At 45.7% G+C, this 22,075-nt stretch carries 15 protein-coding genes; 9 read left to right on the top strand and 6 right to left on the bottom strand.

Annotation, left to right across the window (positions count from 1 at the left end; genetic code table 11):
* Positions 1-24 precede the first annotated feature (24 nt).
* Positions 25-1,134 carry a transcription antitermination factor NusB gene (gene nusB, locus HMPREF0645_RS04695; RefSeq protein ID WP_007173748.1) on the bottom strand — a complete coding sequence of 370 codons (1,110 nt, stop codon included), beginning with the start codon at positions 1,132-1,134 and terminating at the stop codon, positions 25-27.
* Positions 1,135-1,362: 228 nt separating this feature from the next.
* Here nusB and HMPREF0645_RS04690 point away from each other — a divergent pair, with 228 nt between their 5' ends.
* From HMPREF0645_RS04690 to purN, 4 genes are read left to right on the top strand one after another with little or no spacing between them, the layout of a single operon-like run.
* Entirely contained in the window at positions 1,363-2,016 is a 654-nt protein-coding gene (locus HMPREF0645_RS04690) for a 50S ribosomal protein L25/general stress protein Ctc (RefSeq protein ID WP_007173746.1), read from the top strand.
* A gap of 10 nt (positions 2,017-2,026) precedes the next feature.
* On the top strand, positions 2,027-2,611 hold the full coding sequence (gene pth, locus HMPREF0645_RS04685) for an aminoacyl-tRNA hydrolase (protein ID WP_007173745.1): 585 nt from the start codon (positions 2,027-2,029) through the stop codon (positions 2,609-2,611).
* A complete protein-coding gene (locus HMPREF0645_RS04680; protein ID WP_007173744.1) occupies positions 2,604-3,059 on the top strand; it encodes an RNA-binding S4 domain-containing protein in 456 nt (151 codons plus the stop codon). Before pth ends, HMPREF0645_RS04680 begins: the two co-directional genes overlap by 8 nt.
* Before the next feature lie 59 nt (positions 3,060-3,118).
* Positions 3,119-3,691: a phosphoribosylglycinamide formyltransferase gene (purN, locus tag HMPREF0645_RS04675; RefSeq protein WP_007173743.1), complete on the top strand. Its 573-nt coding sequence runs from the start codon at positions 3,119-3,121 to the stop codon at positions 3,689-3,691.
* Positions 3,692-3,785: 94 nt separating this feature from the next.
* Here purN and HMPREF0645_RS04670 read toward each other — a convergent pair whose 3' ends face one another.
* Positions 3,786-6,740, bottom strand: a complete 2,955-nt coding sequence (locus HMPREF0645_RS04670) for a TonB-dependent receptor (RefSeq protein ID WP_007173742.1) — start codon at positions 6,738-6,740, stop codon at positions 3,786-3,788.
* Between the two features lie 890 nt (positions 6,741-7,630).
* Between HMPREF0645_RS04670 and aroB the strand changes: the two genes are divergently transcribed.
* The gene (aroB, locus tag HMPREF0645_RS04665) at positions 7,631-8,692 is read left to right on the top strand and encodes a 3-dehydroquinate synthase (RefSeq protein WP_007173740.1); all 1,062 of its coding nucleotides are present in this window, start codon (positions 7,631-7,633) and stop codon (positions 8,690-8,692) included.
* Positions 8,693-8,743: 51 nt separating this feature from the next.
* On the opposite strand, the gene HMPREF0645_RS04660 is transcribed toward aroB, so the two are convergent.
* Genes HMPREF0645_RS04660 through HMPREF0645_RS04650 form a run of 3 tightly spaced genes read right to left on the bottom strand, consistent with a single transcriptional unit; the run spans position 8,744 to position 13,084 of the window.
* Positions 8,744-9,730 carry an AMP-binding protein gene (locus tag HMPREF0645_RS04660; RefSeq protein WP_007173739.1) on the bottom strand — a complete coding sequence of 329 codons (987 nt, stop codon included), beginning with the start codon at positions 9,728-9,730 and terminating at the stop codon, positions 8,744-8,746.
* Positions 9,731-9,740: 10 nt separating this feature from the next.
* Positions 9,741-10,763, bottom strand: a complete 1,023-nt coding sequence (locus tag HMPREF0645_RS04655; protein ID WP_044123303.1) for an o-succinylbenzoate synthase — start codon at positions 10,761-10,763, stop codon at positions 9,741-9,743.
* 23 nt (positions 10,764-10,786) lie between these two features.
* Positions 10,787-13,084 carry an alpha-N-acetylglucosaminidase gene (locus tag HMPREF0645_RS04650; RefSeq protein WP_156777868.1) on the bottom strand — a complete coding sequence of 766 codons (2,298 nt, stop codon included), beginning with the start codon at positions 13,082-13,084 and terminating at the stop codon, positions 10,787-10,789.
* A gap of 303 nt (positions 13,085-13,387) precedes the next feature.
* On the opposite strand from HMPREF0645_RS04650, the gene HMPREF0645_RS04645 reads away from it, so the two are divergent.
* On the top strand, positions 13,388-14,944 hold the full coding sequence (locus tag HMPREF0645_RS04645; RefSeq protein ID WP_007173736.1) for a TlpA family protein disulfide reductase: 1,557 nt from the start codon (positions 13,388-13,390) through the stop codon (positions 14,942-14,944).
* Positions 14,945-15,069: 125 nt separating this feature from the next.
* Complete coding sequence (locus HMPREF0645_RS04640) at positions 15,070-17,064, top strand: TlpA family protein disulfide reductase (protein ID WP_007173735.1); 1,995 nt, start codon at positions 15,070-15,072, stop codon at positions 17,062-17,064.
* A 206-nt stretch (positions 17,065-17,270) separates the two neighbouring features.
* Here HMPREF0645_RS04640 and HMPREF0645_RS04635 read toward each other — a convergent pair whose 3' ends face one another.
* Positions 17,271-18,302: an SDR family oxidoreductase gene (locus HMPREF0645_RS04635; protein ID WP_007173734.1), complete on the bottom strand. Its 1,032-nt coding sequence runs from the start codon at positions 18,300-18,302 to the stop codon at positions 17,271-17,273.
* A gap of 648 nt (positions 18,303-18,950) precedes the next feature.
* On the opposite strand from HMPREF0645_RS04635, the gene HMPREF0645_RS13640 reads away from it, so the two are divergent.
* Both HMPREF0645_RS13640 and HMPREF0645_RS04630 read left to right on the top strand, forming a co-directional pair.
* Entirely contained in the window at positions 18,951-19,262 is a 312-nt protein-coding gene (locus HMPREF0645_RS13640; protein WP_156777856.1) for a hypothetical protein, read from the top strand.
* A gap of 33 nt (positions 19,263-19,295) precedes the next feature.
* The gene (locus HMPREF0645_RS04630; protein ID WP_007173732.1) at positions 19,296-22,070 is read left to right on the top strand and encodes a TonB-dependent receptor; all 2,775 of its coding nucleotides are present in this window, start codon (positions 19,296-19,298) and stop codon (positions 22,068-22,070) included.
* The last annotated feature ends 5 nt before the right edge of the window (positions 22,071-22,075 follow it).

The raw sequence follows: 22,075 nt of genomic DNA, 5'->3' as shown, positions 1-22,075 counted from the left end.
TGAGTAATTATTAATTGAGTTCTGTTAAAGATTATTCTTCTGATCCTCTGTCTCCCCATTTTCCACAGACTCCGAGTTACTGTCTGCATCTGGAGTCTGGGCATCTGGCTGCTCTTTGATTCGGGGACGGTGGACAAATCGTACAGGAGTCTTGCTGCTACTACCGAAACTTCCGTCGCCAGACTCTTGATTGCGCTGCCGCGTGTCTGGCAGTTCTTTGAACATCTTTCCCGTTTCAATGAGGTAACGCCCTATGGAATCAAGCATTCCGTTAATATATGCTCCACTGCGCGGAGTGGAATACAACTTAGCCAACTCCACATATTCATTGATAGTTACTGTGGCAGGAATATTGGGGAAAGTCAACATTTCGGCAATTGCAATCTGCATAATCACCACATCCATATAGGCCAACCGGGAAAAATCCCAGTTGCGGGATGTCTCGCTCATGTAGCGATGGTAGTCATCGGCATTGAGAATCGTTGCTCGAAACAGCTTGCATGCAAAATCCTTGTCTTCTTCATCCTTATATTCCGGTAACAAATCCTGCTTGCTCCTATTTTCAGGTGCGAAACGCTTGATGGTCTTGACAACAAATGTATCCACTATATCCTTGTCGTCGTTCCAATAGAGACTCTTTTCCTCTAAGAGTGCGTCCAAGTCGGCATTATCCTGTATGAGTGCTTTGTAAAGCCTGCGCCACAACTCACGGTCAGTCTCATAATCGGTTTCCGCACCTGCCATATAGTCTTTGTATATTTGGCTCTGTTCGATCTGGTTACAAAGCTTCCTCACAAACTCTATATCGTCATTCCATGTCAACTTCTTATCTTCAACAAATTCGTTGAGCATGTTATTCTCCTCAAGTTGTACAGCAAACCGATTGAAAGCAAACCTCTGGGAGGGTGCCTCCTCGCCCTCACGCTCAGCACGCTGACTCAGCACATCGGAGCGATAACGCTCTTCCCTGGTTACAGCAACAATGAGTTCTAATAGGAAATTGTAAAGGTCGTACGCCTTAGACAAACTGAAAAGCAATTCTTTCTCAGCGGTGTCCATGTTCTTGTTACCATTCTGATAGTAAGCGTAGGTTAGCTGAACTACCTTAATGCGTATTAAATCCCTATTGATCATTACTCTTACGTTTCGATGTATATGTATTATATACGTGCAAAAGTAAGTAATTTTCCATACTCCTGCAAGGAACGACTGTATAAAACGTTATTTTTTAGGGAAACTTTGCACATTAAAAATAAAAACTGTAACTTTGCACCGCATTTTCACTTTGGTAAAATGATTTCCAGTGTGATGGTGAATTAATTATACAGTTTAATTTAGAGTAACACATTTAAAAGTAAAATCATGAAAGAGATTAGTCTCACAGGTAAGAAGCGCGTAGACCTTGGCAAGAAAGCTTCCAAAACCCTCCGCAAGGAAGGCCTTATTCCATGTAACCTTTATGGTGAAGCAAAAGAAAACGGCAAACCAGTTGCCACAGCTTTCGTATCGCCTTTCAAGGAGCTTCGCAAGCTCATCTATACTCCTCATATCTACGTGATCAAGATTTCGCTGGACGGTGAAGAACACACCGCTATTATGAAGGAGATTCAATTCCACCCAGTAACAGATGCTCCCCTGCACGTAGACTTCTACGAGGTAAACGACCAGAAACCTATTACTATCGGTATTCCGGTTAAGTTGGTAGGCCTTGCACAGGGTGTCCGTGATGGTGGCCGCATGAACCTCTCCATCCGCAAGATTGAAGTTACCGCTCCGTATCAGCAAATTCCAGAGCATCTTGACATTGATGTTTCAAAACTGACAATTGGCAAGAGCATTCGAGTTGGCGACCTGAGCTACGAAGGACTCAAATATGCTACAAGCAAAAATGTTGTTATTTGCTCGATCAAGATGACACGTAATGTGGTTGACACAACCGGGTCAGCAGAAGAAGGAGAAAGTGCCGACACAGAGGCAGAAGCAGAAACAACAGAAAAACCTGCTGACGGAGAGTAAAACTTACTAAATGGATAAATTCTTGATTTGTGGACTGGGTAACCCCGGTGATGAATATGCCGGCACCAGACACAACACAGGCTTTATGATATTGGACGCTTTTGCTAAGGCGTCCAATATTTGTTTTGAGGACAAGCGGTATGGGTTCGTAGCCAACACGTCCATCAAGGGACGCAAGGTCATACTGCTCAAGCCTACAACGTTCATGAATCTCAGTGGAAATGCTGTGAGGTACTGGCTCAATGAAGAAAAGATAGACCAAAGCCGATTACTCGTTATCAGTGACGATGTAGCTCTCCCCCTTGGAGAATTCAGACTGAAGGCAGGCGGAAGCAACGGCGGACACAACGGGCTTGGTCATATCATACAACTCATTGGCGACAATTATGCCCGGCTACGTGTTGGGGTGGGCAATGACTACCCGCGCGGAGGACAAGTGGACTGGGTGTTGGGGCGCTATTCGGAAGACGAGATGAAAGTGCTTCAGCCTACATTCGACCTCTCTATTGAAATGATCAAGAGTTTTGTGTTACAAGGCATCAATAATACGATGAATCAGTATAACCGATTAGGAAAACGCAAAAACAATGGCTAACGACAATTCTAATCTTCGTCTTCCCAAACATGGAGAATCGGCACGCATCGACAAGTGGTTATGGGCAGCTCGCATCTTCAAAACCCGAACAGTAGCTTCAGATGCCATCAAAAACAATCGTGTAACGATAGACGGCAATTCCGTCAAGCCAAGCCGCGTCATCAAGGAGGGCGAAGTGATCAGTGTGAAGAAACCTCCTGTCACCTATTCTTTCAAAGTGTTGGCATGTATAGAACAGCGCGTCGGAGCCAAGCTTTTGCCTCAGGTCTATGAAAACGTTACCGACCCCAAACAGTATGAGTTGCTGGAGATGAGCCGCATCAGTGGATTCGTAGACAGGGCACGTGGTACTGGAAGACCCACAAAGAAAGATCGTCGTGCCATTGACGCCTTTATAGAACCTGCCATGTATGGGTTTGATGATGAAGACTGGGAAGATATTGACTAAATTTGATTATCCACAGTCCGCATTATCGAGAGAAACAGCAGCTCCTAAACTATAAAACCATGACCAACATAGCTATCTTCGTTTCAGGCAATGGAACCAACTGCGAGAATATCATTCGCTATTTTGAAAACAGTGCAGACATCAACATCAGGCTCGTTTTGAGCAACAAGGCTGATGCATACGCCTTGGTAAGAGCGCAAAAACTTGGAATCAAAACATATGTTGTACCCAAGGCAGAGTTCAACACTCCAAGCCACCTCATGCCCATTCTCCAAAACCATGATATCAACTTCATCGTGCTCGCCGGTTTCCTGTTGTTCATTCCCGATTTCCTCATCAAAGCTTTTCCCCATCGTATCATCAACCTCCACCCAGCCCTTCTACCCAAGTATGGGGGCAAGGGAATGTGGGGGCACCATGTCCACGAAGCTGTCAAGGCTTCCGGCGATACCGAAACGGGCATGACCGTCCATTGGGTAAGTCCTGAAATAGATGGCGGAGAAATTATCGTACAATACAAGACACCAGTCTCTCCAAGCGATACAGCCGATGACATCGCAGCCAAGGAGCATCGTTTGGAGATGGAGTATTTCCCCCAGACCATCGAAAAGATTATCAAAGGACAATTATAAAAATCTGTCTCTCCCCTGCATCAGTAGATGCCATCATCTTGCAATCGGGGGCATTTCATCTTGACGATGAAATGCCCCTGATTGTTTATTATCTTCAGAACATCGGTCTGCCGAAGCCGCCACCTCTCGGCCCTCTGCCGCCACGCCCATGGCTACCTCTGTGATAATCACCACCATGACCCATGCCCGGGGCACCCATACCGCGTCGTCCCGCTCTCGTACCAAAGAGATTGAGTCGGTAATTCACGTGCAGCATAACAAAACTATTGATAGAATTGTATTCCGTATCGCTGCGCATCATGGCATTGATGCTTCTGCTGAGATTGCTCTGATTGTGCAGGATATCGTAGAACTGTAGCATAACCACCAACGGGCGTCCCTTCAGGAAACTCTGCGACATCTGAGCATTCCACACCAATTCATTGGTATTTAGTGAATTGTCATTATATCCGCGTCGACTGTTCATGTGGATATCGCTGGACAGAGTTGTGCCCCAAGGTGCTGTGGCATTGACATTCACTCCGTACGCATACTGCCACGTATTCATATTGGCCGTTCTTTGTAGCTTATTGCGGGAGTGTCGGTAGTTCAGCGAACCATCAAGCTCCACCTCCAACCAGTCATTACGATAGCTTCCGGACAAGCGTTCACCAAGATTCAGATCCTTGGTGGTGTTCTTCTCAGAACTGGATGTCCTGTTCAGACTCACATATCCCACATTATTAGAATACTCCATATTGGTGAATGTATTGATATTCCAATGGCCAGCCGAGTCAATCGGCGTATTGAACATCAATGATCCGTTCACATTCCAGTCGCCGTTGATATTCTCAGGACGTGTAATTCGACCTCCGGTTTGCTCATTATAGGTCACCTTGTTGCTAATGGAGTTGCTCGTTGTAGAGAAGCGGAGGTGAGTCATCACCGACCGTTGTGTGGATTCGAAATACCCGTTGTAAAACAGCCTGAAGTTTTGTGTAAACGAAGGTTTCAGTCCAGGATTACCCGTGGAGATGTTCAGAGGGTTTGAGTCATCATAAATATCGAGCAACTGGTTAATGCCCGGTTGCGTCGTATTGGCTCGGTAGTTTATGCGGAGATTAGTCACTTTGTTGAAACGATAACGAAAGTCTAACGTTGGCGACACGTTGAACACATTGCGCGTGGTATCCACATTCACTCCCTGGTAATTCTGAACATATTTGGATGTCTGAGGCTGCATCATAATTCCGGCATTCAACTGGTATTTCTGACGAATCATTCGGAACATCACCTCAATAACATGCCTGTAGTTTTTATATTCCGAGAAACGGCTCAGGTCCTTGTCCAGATAATCAGTATAGGCATTCTCCAAACGACCTAAGTAATTGTCCCATGTGCGGTATCCCCCTTGGATGTCTGTAAAGAAATTCTCTCCAAGATTCGAGAAGTCGTAGGTCGAACGGTCGCTCTTGCTGTAATTGTAGCGAAACTGATAGCGAAACTGCAAAAACGTGGCTTTCCACAGTGGTTCGCTGTAGGTGGCTTGCAACCCATATCCCCAGTTCTTGCTTGGAGTCAGGGTATATCTGTTGGTCTGGTAGGTAGAGTCTGTGCCAAACAAGTTTTTCAGTTGGTATAGGTGCACATTGTTGGTCGAGAGATTCCTCGACTCCCTGTCGCCATAATCCACATTAGCCCTCAGCGTTACATTGCGTCCCTTGTTGTTCAGCCGGCGGTTGTATTGTAGCATGGCTCCAAAATTTTTGTTGTCAGAATAGGTCATGCCCTTGCGGTCGCTGGAGTTGACCATCAGACTGTCTTTGCTGAGCAGTTCCATTGATTCTGGCGAAAGCGGGTCGGTCACATATTGGTAGGGATCCTCGTTATACGACGCTGACCGACTATCCGAAAGTCCGTCGCTGGTGCCGAAACTCACGTTAGGTCTGAACATAATGTTGCTCATCGAGTCGGGCATCCATTCTATACGAGCCTGCGCGTTCCAGTTGTCGCCACGCGAGTAGTTCTGACTACGACTGTTTGAGAAAGATCCCGACCGACTCACAAAATTTTCCGTCGACCTCTTGGTCAGCACATCGCCATCATTATGGTTCCATCTCACGCTGCCGTCAATTTTCAGCACATCTTTCTTCTCATAGTTCATGTTCAAGCCTGTCATTTTCGAGGCATTCAGGCCATTGCGCCCTCGACCAAACCGTCCCCCTCGGCCGCCAAACCCCATGTCGTTCACATTGTTGGCATTGCCGATGCCGAATACGCGCAACTTGCTGTTAAAATAGGCACCAAACACCTTGGCGCCATAGCGATCCTTGGTGCCAATACCCACATCGGCGTTAGCCATCAGCCCCCGATTCATACCTGGCTTCACGCCGAAGTCGAGCACAGTCTCTTCTTCTCCATCGTCAATACCCGTCACGCGAGACAAATCGCTCTTTTGGTCATACGATTTGATCCTGTCGACTATTGAGGTTGGTATATTCTTCAAAGCCGTTTTCGTATCACCGGTCATAAATTCCTTGCCGTCCACAAGAATCTTTTTCACCTCCTTGCCATTGATCGTGACCTTTCCATCGTCGTCTACCTGCGCTCCCGGCAGACGTTTGACGAGTTCCTCGATGGCCGATCCTTCTGGTGTTCGATAGGCTGCACTGTTATAAACAAAGGTATCCTCCTTCACACTTACCTTCAGAGCCTGGGCGGTAATCTGTGCCTCTTTCAGCATCACCGCATCAGACTTCATCTCGATTTTGCCGACATGGTGGTTGTGATTAGACTGGATATGCATCCGTTTAAAAGTGGAAACATATCCTATACTCGACATTTTCAGTATGTAGCGTCCATTGGCTGGTGCGCGGAGTACAAACTTTCCACTGTCATTTGACACTGTCCCACCAACAAACGTGGAGTCCAGCTTCAGCAGCTGTACCGTCACCATCGGAATAGATTCCTTAGAATCGCTATCAATGAGAATACCTGAAATTTCTCTTTTCTGGGCTACGGTTATCACAGATATCAACATCATCATAGCCAGCAGAAGACCTTTTTTCATCACTTTAATATGCTATTGAAAATAATAGTTTACATTTTTAAGACGTAATGACCGTCCTTTGGTTTAACCTGTCATCCTGAAAAATATGGTTCATCCGACATTTCGAGTGATACGACAGTCATATAGTGCATATTCTTCCCTCTTCATTCTTCCCTCTTCATTCTTCCCTCTTCATTCTTCACTCTTCATTCTTCACTCTTCACTCTTCACTCTTCATTCTTCACTTTATAAAATATTATTACCGTTTCCGGTCATTTTCTTTCGTCTCATCTGGACAGAAATGCGCCATGTTTTTGCAAATAATTCTAATCCCGAAGAGTATCAAAAACATAAGCCCGATGCGACTATAGCCTTGTGGCACCGCGATTCGAGCTTATCGATTGTGCGACCAAAGCTTTGTCGCATCGTGATTAAAGTTTAAACGCAATCGCGTTTAATATCTAATCGTAGACAACAAAAATCGTATAGTAAAATCGTATTTAGTAAAACTCTGATTGTCAACCCACTACGAATCATCTCAAATTTCTCGAATTTCAAACCGATGGATTTATATTTTTAAATTCGCGAAATATAGAGAGATGTTTGTCAGAAAAAATATCAGTATCTGTTGTCTCAGGATTCATCCCGGACAACTGTTGATGAGAACAAAACTGCATGGATGACCGATGATCCATTTTAGCTGATGTAATAGGACACAGAAAGCATCCTCGTCAGGTATAATCTTGCTTCTCGTGTTAAATCACTCCAAATGTCGTATGAACCAAAAATATCACCCCATCGAAGACTCTTAACTCTTAAACACACGTATAGAAAACAATATAAAGGGTAAAAAGTTGGCACAAAACACATATTCTCACTATATTTGCATCTGAACATAATTTGTATTGATCATGGAAAGAAGAGTGATTATTTCCAACAACATCGAGGCCGACTTGACCACGGCTCTCTCTGAGTACAGACACGACAAACTTTTTGTATTGACAGACGACACCACCAAGGCCAAGTGCTGGCCCGTAGTACAGCACTATAGTTGCCTGCAGGATGCACACCTGATGACCATCAGCCCCACCGACACACATAAAAACATCGAATCGCTTACCCACGTCTGGCAAGCTCTGCAGAACGGAGGTGCCACCCGGCACTCGTGCATGCTGAATCTCGGGGGAGGCATGGTGACCGACCTTGGCGGTTTTGCAGCCGCCACTTTTAAGCGAGGCATCCGTTTCATCAACATGCCCACCACGCTCCTTGCCATGACCGATGCTTCGGTGGGTGGCAAAACGGGCATTAACTTCGGTGGTCTGAAAAACGAGATAGGTGTTTTTTGCAATGCCGAATATGTCATTCTTTCCACTGATTTTCTACAAACCCTCGACCCACAAAACCTCCGTTCGGGCTATGCCGAGATGATCAAGCACGGGCTTATCTCCAACACCGCCCACTGGGCAGAACTGCTTCGTTTCGACCTTGCAGAGCCTGACCTCAACCAACTGCAGTCGATGTTGGAAAAATCGGTACAGGTGAAAGAGCACATCGTTGAGCAAGATCCCAAGGAGCAAGGCCTTAGGAAAGCCCTGAACTTCGGTCACACCTTCGGACATGCTTTCGAAAGTTTCTCGATGAAATACGATCACGTCACGCCACCCTTGCTCCATGGTTATGCCGTGGCTTTTGGTATGATATGCGAACTCTACCTATCTGCTGTCAAAACAGGATTCCCAACCGACCGAATGCAGCAAACCACACGCTTCATACGCGACTATTATGGATCGTATCACATCACTTGCGACAATTATCCAGAGCTCATCTCACTAATGATGCACGACAAGAAAAACACTGCCGGCATCATTAACTTCACACTCTTGGGCGACATTGGTGACATTCGTATCAACCAAACCGCTACCGAAAAAGAGATCAAAGAAGCACTCGATTTCTTTCGCGAAGGAGGTTGATAATTCATAATTCACAATTCATAATTCATAATTAAGGCTGCGCGGTGGCAATTATGAATTGTGAATTATGAATTGTGAATTAAATCTCGCCGGCTTCCCGGTTTCGGTTAATGGAATTTTGTCCACATGGACATATTTTCGGGGCACCCAATATTTAGGCAAGGCATTCAAACAAATCTCCGATACCTCTGCCATATCGGTGTCTTCGGTGAGTAGCACCACCTCCTCGCCAAATTTTTCGGACGGTGCCTTAGAAATGAGGAAAGGCTTGGCAAGAAAAGGCCTGAGCGTTTTCTCCACCTCTTCAATCTGTATCTTCACTCCACCCGAAACAATAACATTATCTTTCCGACCCAAGATTCTAAACCCCTTGGTTGGGCATATCTCCACCATATCATTGGTGACCAAAGCCCCATCATGTATCATCGGTGCGTTAATGACCAAGCATCCCTCCGCGTTCTTGCTGATTTCCACCGTATCAAACGGCCTGTACCACTCGCTTGCATCGGGCCCATTGAGCTGTCTGAGGGCAACATGCGAAAGCGTTTCCGTCATGCCATAGGTGCTCCAGACATGATTTGGGAATGTCCTCAGCTGTCGGGCGAGTTGTCCGTCAACAGCCGCGCCGCCTATAATCAAGTGGTTTATGCTGCGCAGCCAGTCGGCTTCCTCCGCCACCTGCAACGAGTTGTACACCTGCAGAGGCACCATTGCCGCAAACGTGATGCGCCCATGCTCTCGATATTCGGCAGGAAGTCCGGCGTATGGATGACCCATGGGCGGCACCGCCACAAGTTTCATGCCTCGCTCCAAACTCCTAACCACCATCATTTTGGCTCCGATATAATCGAGATTCATGCAGAGTAGAGCCGTATCTCCAGCCGTGAGCCCAAGAAAATCACAGGTCGTTTTGGCAGAATGAAGCATACGCTCCTTCTCCACCAACATTGCCTTGGGCTTGCCTGTAGACCCACTGGTATGCACCGTCAGGCACGACTCACCATTCTTCCACTCACTTAAAAAATCATCCAACAACATGACATTAATTCTAAATGGCCCACAGCTTGTCTCCCCTAATCTGTAAGGGCGTCTCAATATTATCAATGTAGAGCTGTCCCGTTCCTAACCCCTGGGGCATCGTGATGTCCGGTCCGTACACCTTTGCACACAGTTGTGCCACCGCGTTCAGCCCAATATTGCTTTCCAAGGCCGACGTAATCCATGAACCAATACCACGCTCCTGCGCAAGTCTTATCCACTCCCGGGTGCCCATCATACCCCCATGTAAACTGGGTTTCAACACGATATAGGCCGGACGTATCTCGTCTAACAGCCTCGCCTTCATGTCTGGTCGATTCACACCGATAAGTTCCTCGTCGAGCGCAATGGGCAAAGGCGACTCCCGACAGAGCCGAGCCATCTCACGCCACTGGTGCTGACGTATGGGCTGCTCTATGGAATGGATGTCGTATCGACTCAATTCCTCCAAGCGACTCATGGCATTTTCAGGCGTGAACCCGCCGTTGGCATCCACCCGAAGTTCTACCTGTTCACGGGAAAAGCACTGTCGGATATGCTTGATGAGTGCAATCTCTTTCTGCCAGTCAATAGCACCAATCTTGAGTTTCACACATCCAAAGCCGGCCTTCAGCTTCTCCTCTATCCGTGCATACATCTCTTCAAAAGTGCCCATCCATACTAATCCGTTAATGGTGATGCCTTCCTCACCCCGTGAAAAGGGCGTGTCGAAAAGAGCCGTAGAACCCTTGGCGTCAAGCTGGGCAAAGGCAGTCTCGAGCCCAAAAAGTATAGAGGGATAAGGGCGGAGCATCTCATAAGGTATGCCGCCCGTCTTTTCCACAAGACTGCACACCCTGTCGAGAATCTGCTCATAGCGTTTGTCCGGCATGGCATCGCAGCTGAGGTCGGGCAACACCGAGCATTCGCCAATACCCGCCACGCCTTCTTGCTCCATGCGCACATAGTAGGAATGGTGCGTGGTGTACACACCGCGGCTTGTTCCTGCCGGTTGCTTAAAGTGAAGAACTCTGTCTGTATATGATATTTTCATTGTCGTTGAATGGATATTGGGAGTCATTTCACGTCCAACAAGCATGATCGGCTTTGGCTCAGAAACCTCATCACCTCCTTAGCCACATCCACACTGTTGCCTTCGGGAGCCGATGTATAAACGTTATGCTGCTTGGTCCAAGGCTCCTCCAAGGCATACCAGTCGATCTGTGGTGCGGCCGGCAGAGCCAGCTCATACAATTCGTCGGCAGTTTTTCCGGCATAAGAACCTGCTCCGAGAGCGTCGAAATCGGGCTGCGCATGGGCTGTCATCTGTTTGGAGAGCGCATCAAGATAAGTATGCCAGCGCATAAAATAGAAATCGCGGAGCAGTCCCTGCCATTCCTTGTGGGCATAGTCGCGCAGTCCGCCCTCGTTGGCACACGTGCGGTTGCCCCATGTCGTAATCTGAACCCGGGCATTCCATTCGTAAAGATTCTTTTCCTCGAGTGTAGTGCTCAGACTTCGAGCCTGTTCAATACGGGTGCCCAGACGGAACTCCTGACGCGTGCCGAGCAACTTGTCCTGTAGCAACAGCATATTAAGGAAGCGAGCAGAGTCGGCCGAGAAGGCCGTTCGATCGAAACCCTTGTAATCGGCTATGGTGCGAAGATATTGCAAGCGAGCCTGGTCGTCCATGGCTTGGCGCACGATATCCACAAGGTCGTACTCAAAATTGTTATTACCACGATACCGGTCGGCCACACTCGTCATGAGTTGTGCAGCCCTGAGCGTGACGTTGGGGTCGTAATAGTTGCGCATCTTCGACCAACTTTTAACCTGAAAGTTATCAAGCGACGGTCTCCCGTTAAAAATACTTTCGTGAGGTCCCTGCTGATTGTTGCCAACAGGACAGTTGTATATCGAGCCTATAAGCAATTGCCAAGCCTCCTGTATCTTCGGGTTGTCTATACCATAGCGAGCCTTGACATAGTTGCGCGTCCAGCCCTCCTTGAAGTCCCTCCTGTCACGTTCTGCGGAAACAAGATCGTTGGCACGCCAAACCAGTTCACTCATCAACTCGAACATGATAGGATTATTTTCAGAGCCCTCCATCGTGAATCCAATGCCCTTGAGATGTTTCCGGGCATTCTGATAAGGTGTTGAGGGCGATGCTGCAAGTTTGAAATTATGGACAAGCTGATCCATACGGCCATGCAGCCCCACATTGGCACCAAAATTCTCGAGCATACAAAACAGCCAGTTGTGCCTGCCATAACCTTCCTTGCGCTGCCAAATCGACGGTGCTCCGAACATTGGACGACACTCCGAGAAAAGGTCGAGAATGATGATGTCGCCTTCGGGCAGAGCTTCTATCATTTGTGGGCGCGGGTTCTCCATCCATCCCTGAATCACCCAGTTTGACTTGCCATTTGCCCGCTTCATAGCAGCAAGCAATTTGCGCCCGGCCTCAGCATAGTCTACCGAAGCATCATCCGGTGACTCATGAAACGGATCCATCGAATAGTAATCAGCCTTGCCATAAAGGCGAGTAAGTTCTCGATAATACAGATCAGCTATATGGTCAAACTTCGGGTCGGTGGCAGAAAGGTTGGCCGGACGTGTGTAGCCGTTCCACGTACCGCCGTCAGTGACGTCGAGTCCCAGTTTCGCCTTGGCATCGTGGGGCATCATGCCACAGTATCCGGGAAGCACAGGACTCATCCCCAACTCCTTCTCACGCTTGAGTATACGTTTTTGCAGTGCCTCTTGCTGGGCGTACCACGCATCGGGCAGCGGACCGCCCCACCCTTCAAGATTGTTCATCTCCCACCACGCCAAAAACGCGGGACCAGCAATAAACTTGTTGACCTCGTCTTTGCTGTAGCCAAGTTTCATCAGCATATTGCGCCACGCTACTTCTGCCCCTACTACAGCCAGTGGCATATTTACCCCGTGCAATGCCATCCAGTCTATTTCCTGCTCCCATCTTTCCCAGTCCCAGAAAGCCATGGAATAGGAAAATGTGCAATAATTAAAATTGTATCGCCATGTCAAATCGGTCTCACGCCGCTCTACCTTCGGCACGGTTGGCCAGGTTACAGGGGCTTTCACCTTCATGTTGTTCCATGTGAGGTGTATGCCGGCATAATATTTCAGATACCAGTTCAACCCCGAGGCGATATTCACCCAGGAGTTTCCTTTGATGCAGACACGTTTTCCCTGCTGCGAGAGTTCAAAGAAGTCTCGTTCTGACGGTTGCAGGACAGTTTTGAAATGTCGTGATGCCCCGGGAGCGACACGCTCTATCAGATCATCAACAGGATTGCCCTGTATGGTCAAGGCACACATGCAAAACAAAGTTATCAACAAGTTTCTCATAAGCTCATGATTACGTTTCATACAAATTTACATATATTTCGCGACATATAAGCCAGTGGGAATAAAAAACAAAAAAATAATTTCCCAAATGCCCTTTCCTCTTGATGAAAAAGAGACCAGCATAGATTCGTTGTTTTTTTAAATATTGAAGACTTTATTAGGTAACCATACGTAAATGATGTAATTTTGCAAATAGAGATATACGAACTTTTGATTAAATTCTATAAGACGTTGGAATTAATCTGTCAAAGTATGAAGAATGATCATCTTATCCCACATTTACACTGTCAAGAACCTATATGAATGATTGGACAAAGGATTGAAAGACTACTTGCCATTACTGTTCTTGCTGTTGTCACGATAACTGTAAAAAGTCAAGTTCTGACACAAGTTCCCGAGCATATAAAGAACCATCAAATGGACATGAAAGCACCGTTGCCAGAGCCTTCGTTCAGAATGGACACAACGGTTGTACGGATTCATTTTCTGAACTGGAACACAGAAAAGAATACATTTAAAGAAGTTCTGCTATCCGCAGCGGGGGTATTCCCCAATTATACAGATCACTATAACGGGCATATCAATAATGAGGGACATGCCGTGATACGTTTCTTTCAACATGGGTCGAGCCGTGCGTCACTAAGAGTAGGCAACATTTCTAAAGAATTTTATTTATTTCCCGGTGAAACAGCGGATATATATGTTGATTTACCGAGACTTGCAGAAGTTTGCGATAGCTTCGAAAACAATGGGATCAACAATAAGACCTATAGCCTAAGCCAAACGGACACATTGACTGCGGAACAGCAGGAGAGGCTTCTTATAAAAGAGGAATATGATTTGTCACATCATCCCTATTTGTGGTTTGAAGGACATTATGCCGATCTCAACACGGCTATCCATAGATACATGCCTTTTCAGGAGGGATATGGATGGAATCTAAACTTAGAAGCCGATCTGTCTCTGAATCGACCTCTCGCAGATAGTTATGTTGACGGGATGATGAAATGGCGCAATTACTTAAAGCACAAGATTGTAACTGACACTCGACTTCCTCTTTGTGCCAAGCAACTCTGCTCTTTTTCAGTAGACCTCAATGCAGAAAGTTTCCTCTGGGGGAATGTGCAATTACAAGATGTTATGGCTGCATGCAAAGAAGGTAACTCTCCAAACAAATATGAAGAAAGGCCCATGAGTCAACAGCAAACAGAATTTTTACGCTCACTTGGAACCAACAATAACTTTCGGGCATACTTTTTTCAACCCCATAATACAACACCAAAGTACTGGGATGCTATTTCAGGTGACAATCCGTGCGATTTTATTCACGATCTACGCATCGTACAAGACTATCCACGTCATATAAACTTCTACGGTAAACTGCCAGACGGATCAATGGACAATGTGCGTCTTTCATATTTTCATCAACTGTTTCAACAATTAGTAATTGCGCAGAAGAGTATTGAACACCAAGTGTATAGCAATGTCCTTGAAGACTTGAAACGTCGCTATAAAGGAAAAGTGGTGCTTATTGATTTTTGGGCTACATGGTGTGGCGGGTGTATAGCTACTATGAATGAGATGGAACCGTATAAGGACAGTAAGTTCAATCATCCTGATTTAGCTTTTGTATATATCACTGATCAGAGTTCCCCCGTAGGTCGCTGGCAACAATATAGAAACAAAATACGAGGAGATCACCTCCGTTTGAATGATCAGCAGATGGACTCGCTTAATCAACTATTTACCATTAGAGTATTACCTACATACATTCTAATGGATCGAAAGGGAAACGTTCACGAGATACAGCATAAATCTATAGAGGAGGAACTGAATAAAGAACTAAATAAAAAGGAATAGATTATAAAACAATCCTACATTCTCATGACGAACCCATATCATATCCTTCATAAAGGATTATAGGCCAAGAAGTATAGAACTTCATTGCAAGTTTCATCGCAAAATATCTAATATAAATCTAGGAAATGAATAGAATACTCCTTATTGCAATACTCTTACTCAATAGTATAACAGCATTTAGCAATCTCTGTCTTCAAAATATAACTTGTGATAATAAACTCACTTTATCCAATTGGAGAAACCTGAAAACCGGTAACTGGGAAATAGGTTTTTATGAAGAGGGTGTTATTTACAATTCGCATTTTTGGAGATATAAGTCAAAAAAAAGGAAAGGAGATATCTATAATATTCTTATTACAGATGGCAAGGAAGATATTCCTGTACAAGTAAAAGTACTAAGAAATAATACGAGCGAGATTACAATTGCTAATCTCAAGACTATTGTTTGCGAGAAAATAACAACAAAGTATCTACCAGATTATCCTGCGAAAGATGATTCGCCCATCAAAAACGTCGGCTATTTACATAAAGATTCTGTAACAATAATTGGATGGCTACGTAATATGTCTGAAAAAGACAAATCTTCTAACGGTGATTTTGGCGTGACCTTTGATGACCTGTTTACAAATCTGGAACGTACATATTCTGCAAGAATTAATCCTGATGGACACTTTTGTTTGACATTACCCTTAATCAACACAACAGAAGTCTATCTTGATTGGCAACGCACTAATATCGTGTCAGTGTTTGAGCCTGGTGAGACTTACTTTCTACTTTGTGACTATCAAACAGGTGAAAGGTTTTTTATGGGCACAAGTGCACGTCTGCAAAATGAACTTCTGCGGACAAATTTCTTCCCAACATTTAAACGGAAGGATGAATCAGAAGATTTCACCTGTTTTATGAAAAAATTAGAACATAACAAAAACAATGTCTATCGGTCGCTTAATGAACTTATTAACCAACATTCTAATCTTTCAAGTCGCTTCAAAGAGTATACCAGAATGACTTTGAAATTTGCGGAGGCATACACAATAAGTCAGTCTAAGTATATGACTTCCTCTTTTAAATTGCCAAAATACCTCTGCGATTATCTTTATCAAAACTTTTGGAAAAGTCCATTACACCCATATTCTTTATATCGAGAAATGATTTGGTTTATGGAAGATATGGTAAGCAATTACACTCCAAGCACCTTTTCAGAAAAACTTGATGCTGCAGAAAAGCTATGCAACGTACACTTAACTGACGCTGAAAAGAATTTAGGTGCAAAATGGGACCAAATCATAGGCGAAATGCAGCATCACCTTGAAAAGATAGTTAATGACGAAGAGAAGAGAAAAATATATGAGATGTATCGAGACAAGAATACAAATATTTGGGATGCTTATATCATGTTGTCGCAAAAGTATGCCACGCAAATTGAAGTGGCAAAACTAAAAATATATAAGCAGGTCATTGACTCGTTGGGCTGCGATCAAGATTTAAAGGACATTCTGTTGGCACGTCGTTATTTTCAAATCATAAATACAAATCGTCAATCTCTGTCCCAACCTTTGCTTGCTTGTCTGAATACAGACATAAGTATGACTACCGCCAAAGATGCTATTATGAGTGAGCATCTTAAATATCTATCTATGGAGCAACTAAAAGGAAACAATGTAAAATACTTGAAATCCAATGATGATGTGGCAGGAATTAGTGACGGCAGGGAATTGTTGGCAAAAATAACAGAGCCGTATCGAGGACACTATATTCTCATAGATATTTGGGGAACATGGTGCGGTCCATGTAAAGAAGCTTTGTCACATAGTGAGGTTCTCTATGACAAATTATCTCCATACAATATGGTTTTTATGTATTTTGCTAATAACAGTCCGGAAAAATCATGGCGAAACACGATTCAGGAATATAAACTGACCAAGGAAAACTGCGTACATTATAATTTACCCCGTCATCAACAAGTATTGCTTGAGAAATATATGAAAGTAACATCTTATCCAGCATATAGATTGATTGCCCCTAATGGATCGTTAATGGACATCAATGTTGATCCTCGAAATTTATTGGAATTTGAAAAACAGATATATTACCTTTCAAAGAAGGATTCTCAAAATTAATTGAAATCGATTGTTTTCAATAAGCTATACGTATTTAGTTTCTTCATGATTTGATTTTGCACACATAGTATCTTCTATATTGATAATCAGGACAAAAACAGAACATAGGCTCTTTACTGTGCATGATATGTACCTACACAGTGGCAGCACAGCGCATCACAGGCAAGTAACAACCGGCTGGCATATCTTTGGAGATCATTCGGTCTTTATACCGTGACAGCTGCAATCTTGCGCGATGCTTCTTGCATCACTGCCACAACGTGATCGCACCACAAGTCAAATTCCGGGTCAGGTATCTGACATTCCTCGTGTTTCAAGATGTAGTCCACAACCTGTTTCACTCCGTCTCGGTATTTCACCTCTGCCTTGAAGTCGGGTACCACGCTTTTCAGCTTGCTGTTGTCAAAAACCACCGTGCTGGCCTTATCGCCAAGCAGATTTCCGGTCATGTCGTATTTGTCATTAGCCGCCAATAGCTCCGACGGCACATAGCAGGCCTGCAACTTTACACCCAAAGCATCGGCCAAAACCTGGTAGATTTGATTCCAGGTGATCGACTCGTCGGAGGTAATATGGAATGTCTCACCTATGGCTTGGGCATTGCCCATCAGTCCGAAAAAACCACGGGCGAAGTCGGTGTTGTGGGTCAACGTCCACAGTGAACTACCGTCTCCGTGGATAATCACAGGCTTTCCCTTCATCATGCGCTTCACTACTTGCCAACTGCCCTTGTCACCATGCACGGCCACGGGCACCGAACGCTCGCAGTAGGTGTGACTCGGACGGATGATCGTCACCGGGAATCCATCTTCGGACGCATATCGGTGGAGCAGCTCCTCACAGGCTTTTTTATTGCGCGAATACGCCCAGTAAGGGTTTTCAAGCGGCGTTTCTTCCGTGATGAGATAGTGTTCCATAGGCTTTTGATAGGCTGAGGCTGAGCTGATGAACATATATTGGCGGGTGTGACCGTTGAAGATGCGGAAATCGCGCTCCACATCCTCGGGCACAAATCCGATAAACTCTGCTATGACATCATAGACTTCGTCTCCGATCATGGCCGACACATCGTCTTTTTTGATATCAGCCGTGATGGCCTTCACGTTATCGGGCAGGTCCTCGTTTCTCGTCCCTCGATTCAACAACGTCAGTTCCCAGTCGGGCTGTGTGGCCACCAGCCGGGTGATAGCCGAGCTGATCGTTCCCGTTCCGCCCACAAACAATGCTTTCTTTTTCATTCAAGTCCTATTTTAGTTCAACCATTCCGCAATGATAATGATGTTGCTATGCGCTGTTGAGCTCCGCCCCTATTTTCCGAGCATGCGCATCTTTTTTACAAAAATACACATTAGTTGATGACTAACCATGCTTTCCGGCATCTTTTTCATTGTTATGCTACATCGCCTTTGCCACATTCTGTTTTGCGAATGATGCGTTGTAGAAGAAGGTCACGCTCCGCCAAGGGGCGATTCCGTAGGGGCGTGATTTATCACGATCCGTACTACCTAACATCCTCATTTTTGTACATGAGCCTACTATAAAGTTACTGCTCATCAGCCAGTTAACCAGACTTTATTATTTATATATAGTTAATTGACTCACTCATCTTCAAACGATTATATTAGGATCAACGAACTATTGTTCGACCAGAACGCTCAAAGATATCGGGCGAGTTGCAGTGAACTGCCCGCTATCCCTGAAATGGAATGGCTCAAACATGACGATACTTTTTTACAAATGCACTTCTGTGTTTGGCGAATTTCAAAACAAAATTCCTTTGGTTCGAAATACGCGAAATTTGCGATAATTTGTAGTTAGCTAATAATCAACCATTTACCAAAAATGTCCTTGTGACTCCGATTTTGTCATGCGACGTTGGATATCGAATGGCATTACGATTGAACCTTAATCGCACCATGACTAAGGTTCATTCGCGCGATGATGAAGCCCAAAACGCAGGACGACAAGATAGTATTCGTGACGTCTCCAATATTTTTTTGTTTTCCCGGCAGGTTTTTTCGGCAAAAACATGGCGCATTTTTTTCTGGTTGCTCCAAAAACAATCACAGGAAAACAGTAATTCTGTTTTACAGCCCATTCCATGGCGTGTGCAGCAACTGACTTGCGATAATCAAACCAATCTCATCTTCACAACTTCGTCATATTCTCTTTCTAACTTTGTAACATCTGTTATCTAATTTTGCCGACGAAAAAGTATAGAAGTGAATTTTATGAAGAAGATTGTTCTCATGGTAGCCTTGAGTTGTTTGGTCATTCCTGCTTGTCTTGCCGGATCATTGAATGGTGTGGTGAAAGACAAGACGACGGGTGAGACACTCATAGGCTCCGTAGTCCATGTGAAGGGAGACAGGGATAACAGCACGACGACCGGATTGGACGGTTCGTTCGTGTTGAAAAACCTTCCCGACGAAGGTACTATCACGCTTGTAGCCAACTATCTGGGTTATGAGCCTGTTGAAATTCAGGTGGATCTTTCCTCCGGCAAGGCTGTCAATCTGGAATTGAAGCCAGAGGCACAGGAGCTGAATGAAGTTGTCGTGAAGGGCTTTCGCCGTAACGACACGGACCAAAGTGCCTACTCGATGGTAAAAAATTCGTCGCAGGTGCTCAATGTGATGAGTGCGCAGGCCATTCAAATCTCTCCTGACGTCAATGTGGCGGCTGTGCTGCAGCGCGTCTCCGGCGTAACGATGCAACAAGATGCATCGGGCGAAGCCTCATATGCGATATTAAGAGGTATGGACAAGCGCTACAACTACACATTGGTCAATGGTGTGAAAATACCAAGTCCTGACGACAAAAACCGCTATATTCCACTGAATCTTTTCCCGTCAGACCTGATGGACAGGGTGATCGTTTCCAAATCGCTCACAGCAGATATGGAGGGAGATGCGGCAGGTGGAGTTGTGGATATGAACATGAAGGACGCGCCGGGCAGCTTCAGGCTTCAGGCCAACTTGGCAACAGGAGCAAGCGACTTCTTCTGGCAGGGCGACAAAACGCAGTCGCCATTCGGCAACATCAGTTACGACTACCTGAGTGCCAAGCGCGGCAATACCACTTCGAAAGCACCCTACGAGCAATATGGAAGCACCTACGATGCCACTGCCGCAGACTTCAAAAACGGTGGTTCGCAGATTTCGCGCCACAGCATGCCTATGCCAAACGTTCATGCCGGCATCTCCGTTGGCGACCGATTCTGGGATAAAAAACTTGGCGTTATACTTGCGGGCAACCTGCAGAACGTCTATCGTGGCACAGAGCGGGAGCTCAACAAGGAAGTGATGGCTAATGGTGAGGAGACAGCGTACATCAGTTCGATCAAGAAAAGGCACTATTCGATACACGACCTCAACCTGGGGGCACATGGCAAGATAGACCTCACGCTGGGCAATCACAAATTGGAATGGTATAACATGCTTGTGCATCGTCAGGAGGACAACACGCGTTATAGCATGGACATCACCACCGACTACGACTTCGACCTCGCCAACTCCAACTGGACGCGAGCCGACGAAATGCGCACCATGACACAGACGCAGACTATCTTTGCGTCGAACATCAAGGGAGTCCACCGGCTGACCCCGGACTTCACCGTGGACTGGGCCGGTCTCTTTGCCGATGCAAGAGAAAAAGACCCCGACCGCATTTACACAACTATCAAAAACACGGTGACAGGTGGAGAAGTGTCGAAGATATTTCCGACATCGCAGGAGCGGCGCTTCCAGCACAATGATGACAAGGACTGGACGGGATATATCAACCTTTCCTGGGAGACACCTTTTGAGCGTAACATGAAAGCGCTGTGGAAAGCGGGTGCGATGTATCGCAACAAGAAACGCAACAACCATTATTATTCCTATATTTTCTCACCCTCCGACAATGGCATCGTCTTGTCCTCAAACAACCTCGACGCATTCGACGGCATCGACTGGACACTCAAGACACCACGCTCGCAGGCCTCGCAGCTCAACTACGACTCCAAGGAGCGCATAGGTGCAGCCTATGGTATGGTGACGCTTACTTCGGATCATGGTGAGTTGGTAGCGGGATTCCGTGCCGAACACACCAATCAACTTTACACCATGCTGCAACGTTTCGAGACGACGGGGTCTCTCGGCGAGCAGTCGTATTGGGATTATCTGCCTTCCGTGTCGCTGCGTTGGATGATGAACAACAAGATGAATCTTCGCCTCAATTATTACAAGAGCATCAATCGTCCGGGATTTTATGAGCTTGTTCCCTATCAGATTGACGGTGAAGACTACACCGAGAAGGGTAATCCGCTGCTGAAACGCACACGTATCGACAACCTCGACCTGCGCTGGGAGTGGTTGCCCTCGCAGGATGAGCAGGTGATGATTGGCGTGTTCTACAAGTATCTGAAAGATCCGATAGAGACGACCTTCGATGTGGATCAGCGTCAGACCAACGCCAGTTACTATATGCCCCAAAACCTGGGCAATGCCAAGAACTTTGGTGTGGAGCTGGATGTGGTGAAGTATATCCGCCACTTCGGTGTGAAGGCAAACTATACCTACACACACTCGGCGATCACGACAACAAAGAAACACTATGTTGCAAAGAACCAAGTTGAGAACGTGGATCAGACCCGTCCGCTCATCAATCAGGCACCACACACAGCCAATGTCTCACTGCTTTATAAAGATACCAACCACGGCTGGAACGGACAACTGGCCGCCGCGTATACCGGAACACGACTCGTGCTTGTTTCACCTTATTATAATTCAGATGAGTGGGAGAAGCATATTTTCTCTTTGGACCTTAGTGGTGAGAAGAGTTTCAAGAACGGAATATCAATATTTGTCAAGGCCAACAACTTGCTCAACAGCAAGCGTGAGCGCTACTTGAAGACCGTAAACGAGTTCAACACCAGCATTCCGGGACAACCCGGCGACTGCACCATCGTGGGAAACTACAAATATGGACGCACATATTTGTTGGGCGTGAGAGTAAATTTATAATCAGT

It is taken from the genome of Hallella bergensis DSM 17361 (assembly GCF_000160535.1).
Classification (GTDB): domain Bacteria; phylum Bacteroidota; class Bacteroidia; order Bacteroidales; family Bacteroidaceae; genus Prevotella; species Prevotella bergensis.
This window is presented reverse-complemented; position numbering and strand designations above follow the sequence as displayed.

Coding starts and splice junctions, on each gene's coding strand:
- HMPREF0645_RS04630 (WP_007173732.1), top strand. CDS start 19,296: ATGAAGAAGATTGTTCTCATGGTAGCCTTGAGTTGTTTGGTCATTCCT.
- HMPREF0645_RS04640 (WP_007173735.1), top strand. CDS start 15,070: ATGAATAGAATACTCCTTATTGCAATACTCTTACTCAATAGTATAACA.
- pth (WP_007173745.1), top strand. CDS start 2,027: ATGGATAAATTCTTGATTTGTGGACTGGGTAACCCCGGTGATGAATAT.
- HMPREF0645_RS04655 (WP_044123303.1), bottom strand. CDS start 10,763: ATGAAAATATCATATACAGACAGAGTTCTTCACTTTAAGCAACCGGCA.
- HMPREF0645_RS04680 (WP_007173744.1), top strand. CDS start 2,604: ATGGCTAACGACAATTCTAATCTTCGTCTTCCCAAACATGGAGAATCG.
- purN (WP_007173743.1), top strand. CDS start 3,119: ATGACCAACATAGCTATCTTCGTTTCAGGCAATGGAACCAACTGCGAG.
- aroB (WP_007173740.1), top strand. CDS start 7,631: ATGGAAAGAAGAGTGATTATTTCCAACAACATCGAGGCCGACTTGACC.
- HMPREF0645_RS13640 (WP_156777856.1), top strand. CDS start 18,951: ATGGCATTACGATTGAACCTTAATCGCACCATGACTAAGGTTCATTCG.
- HMPREF0645_RS04635 (WP_007173734.1), bottom strand. CDS start 18,302: ATGAAAAAGAAAGCATTGTTTGTGGGCGGAACGGGAACGATCAGCTCG.
- HMPREF0645_RS04660 (WP_007173739.1), bottom strand. CDS start 9,730: ATGTTGTTGGATGATTTTTTAAGTGAGTGGAAGAATGGTGAGTCGTGC.
- HMPREF0645_RS04650 (WP_156777868.1), bottom strand. CDS start 13,084: ATGAGAAACTTGTTGATAACTTTGTTTTGCATGTGTGCCTTGACCATA.
- HMPREF0645_RS04645 (WP_007173736.1), top strand. CDS start 13,388: ATGATTGGACAAAGGATTGAAAGACTACTTGCCATTACTGTTCTTGCT.
- HMPREF0645_RS04690 (WP_007173746.1), top strand. CDS start 1,363: ATGAAAGAGATTAGTCTCACAGGTAAGAAGCGCGTAGACCTTGGCAAG.
- nusB (WP_007173748.1), bottom strand. CDS start 1,134: ATGATCAATAGGGATTTAATACGCATTAAGGTAGTTCAGCTAACCTAC.
- HMPREF0645_RS04670 (WP_007173742.1), bottom strand. CDS start 6,740: ATGAAAAAAGGTCTTCTGCTGGCTATGATGATGTTGATATCTGTGATA.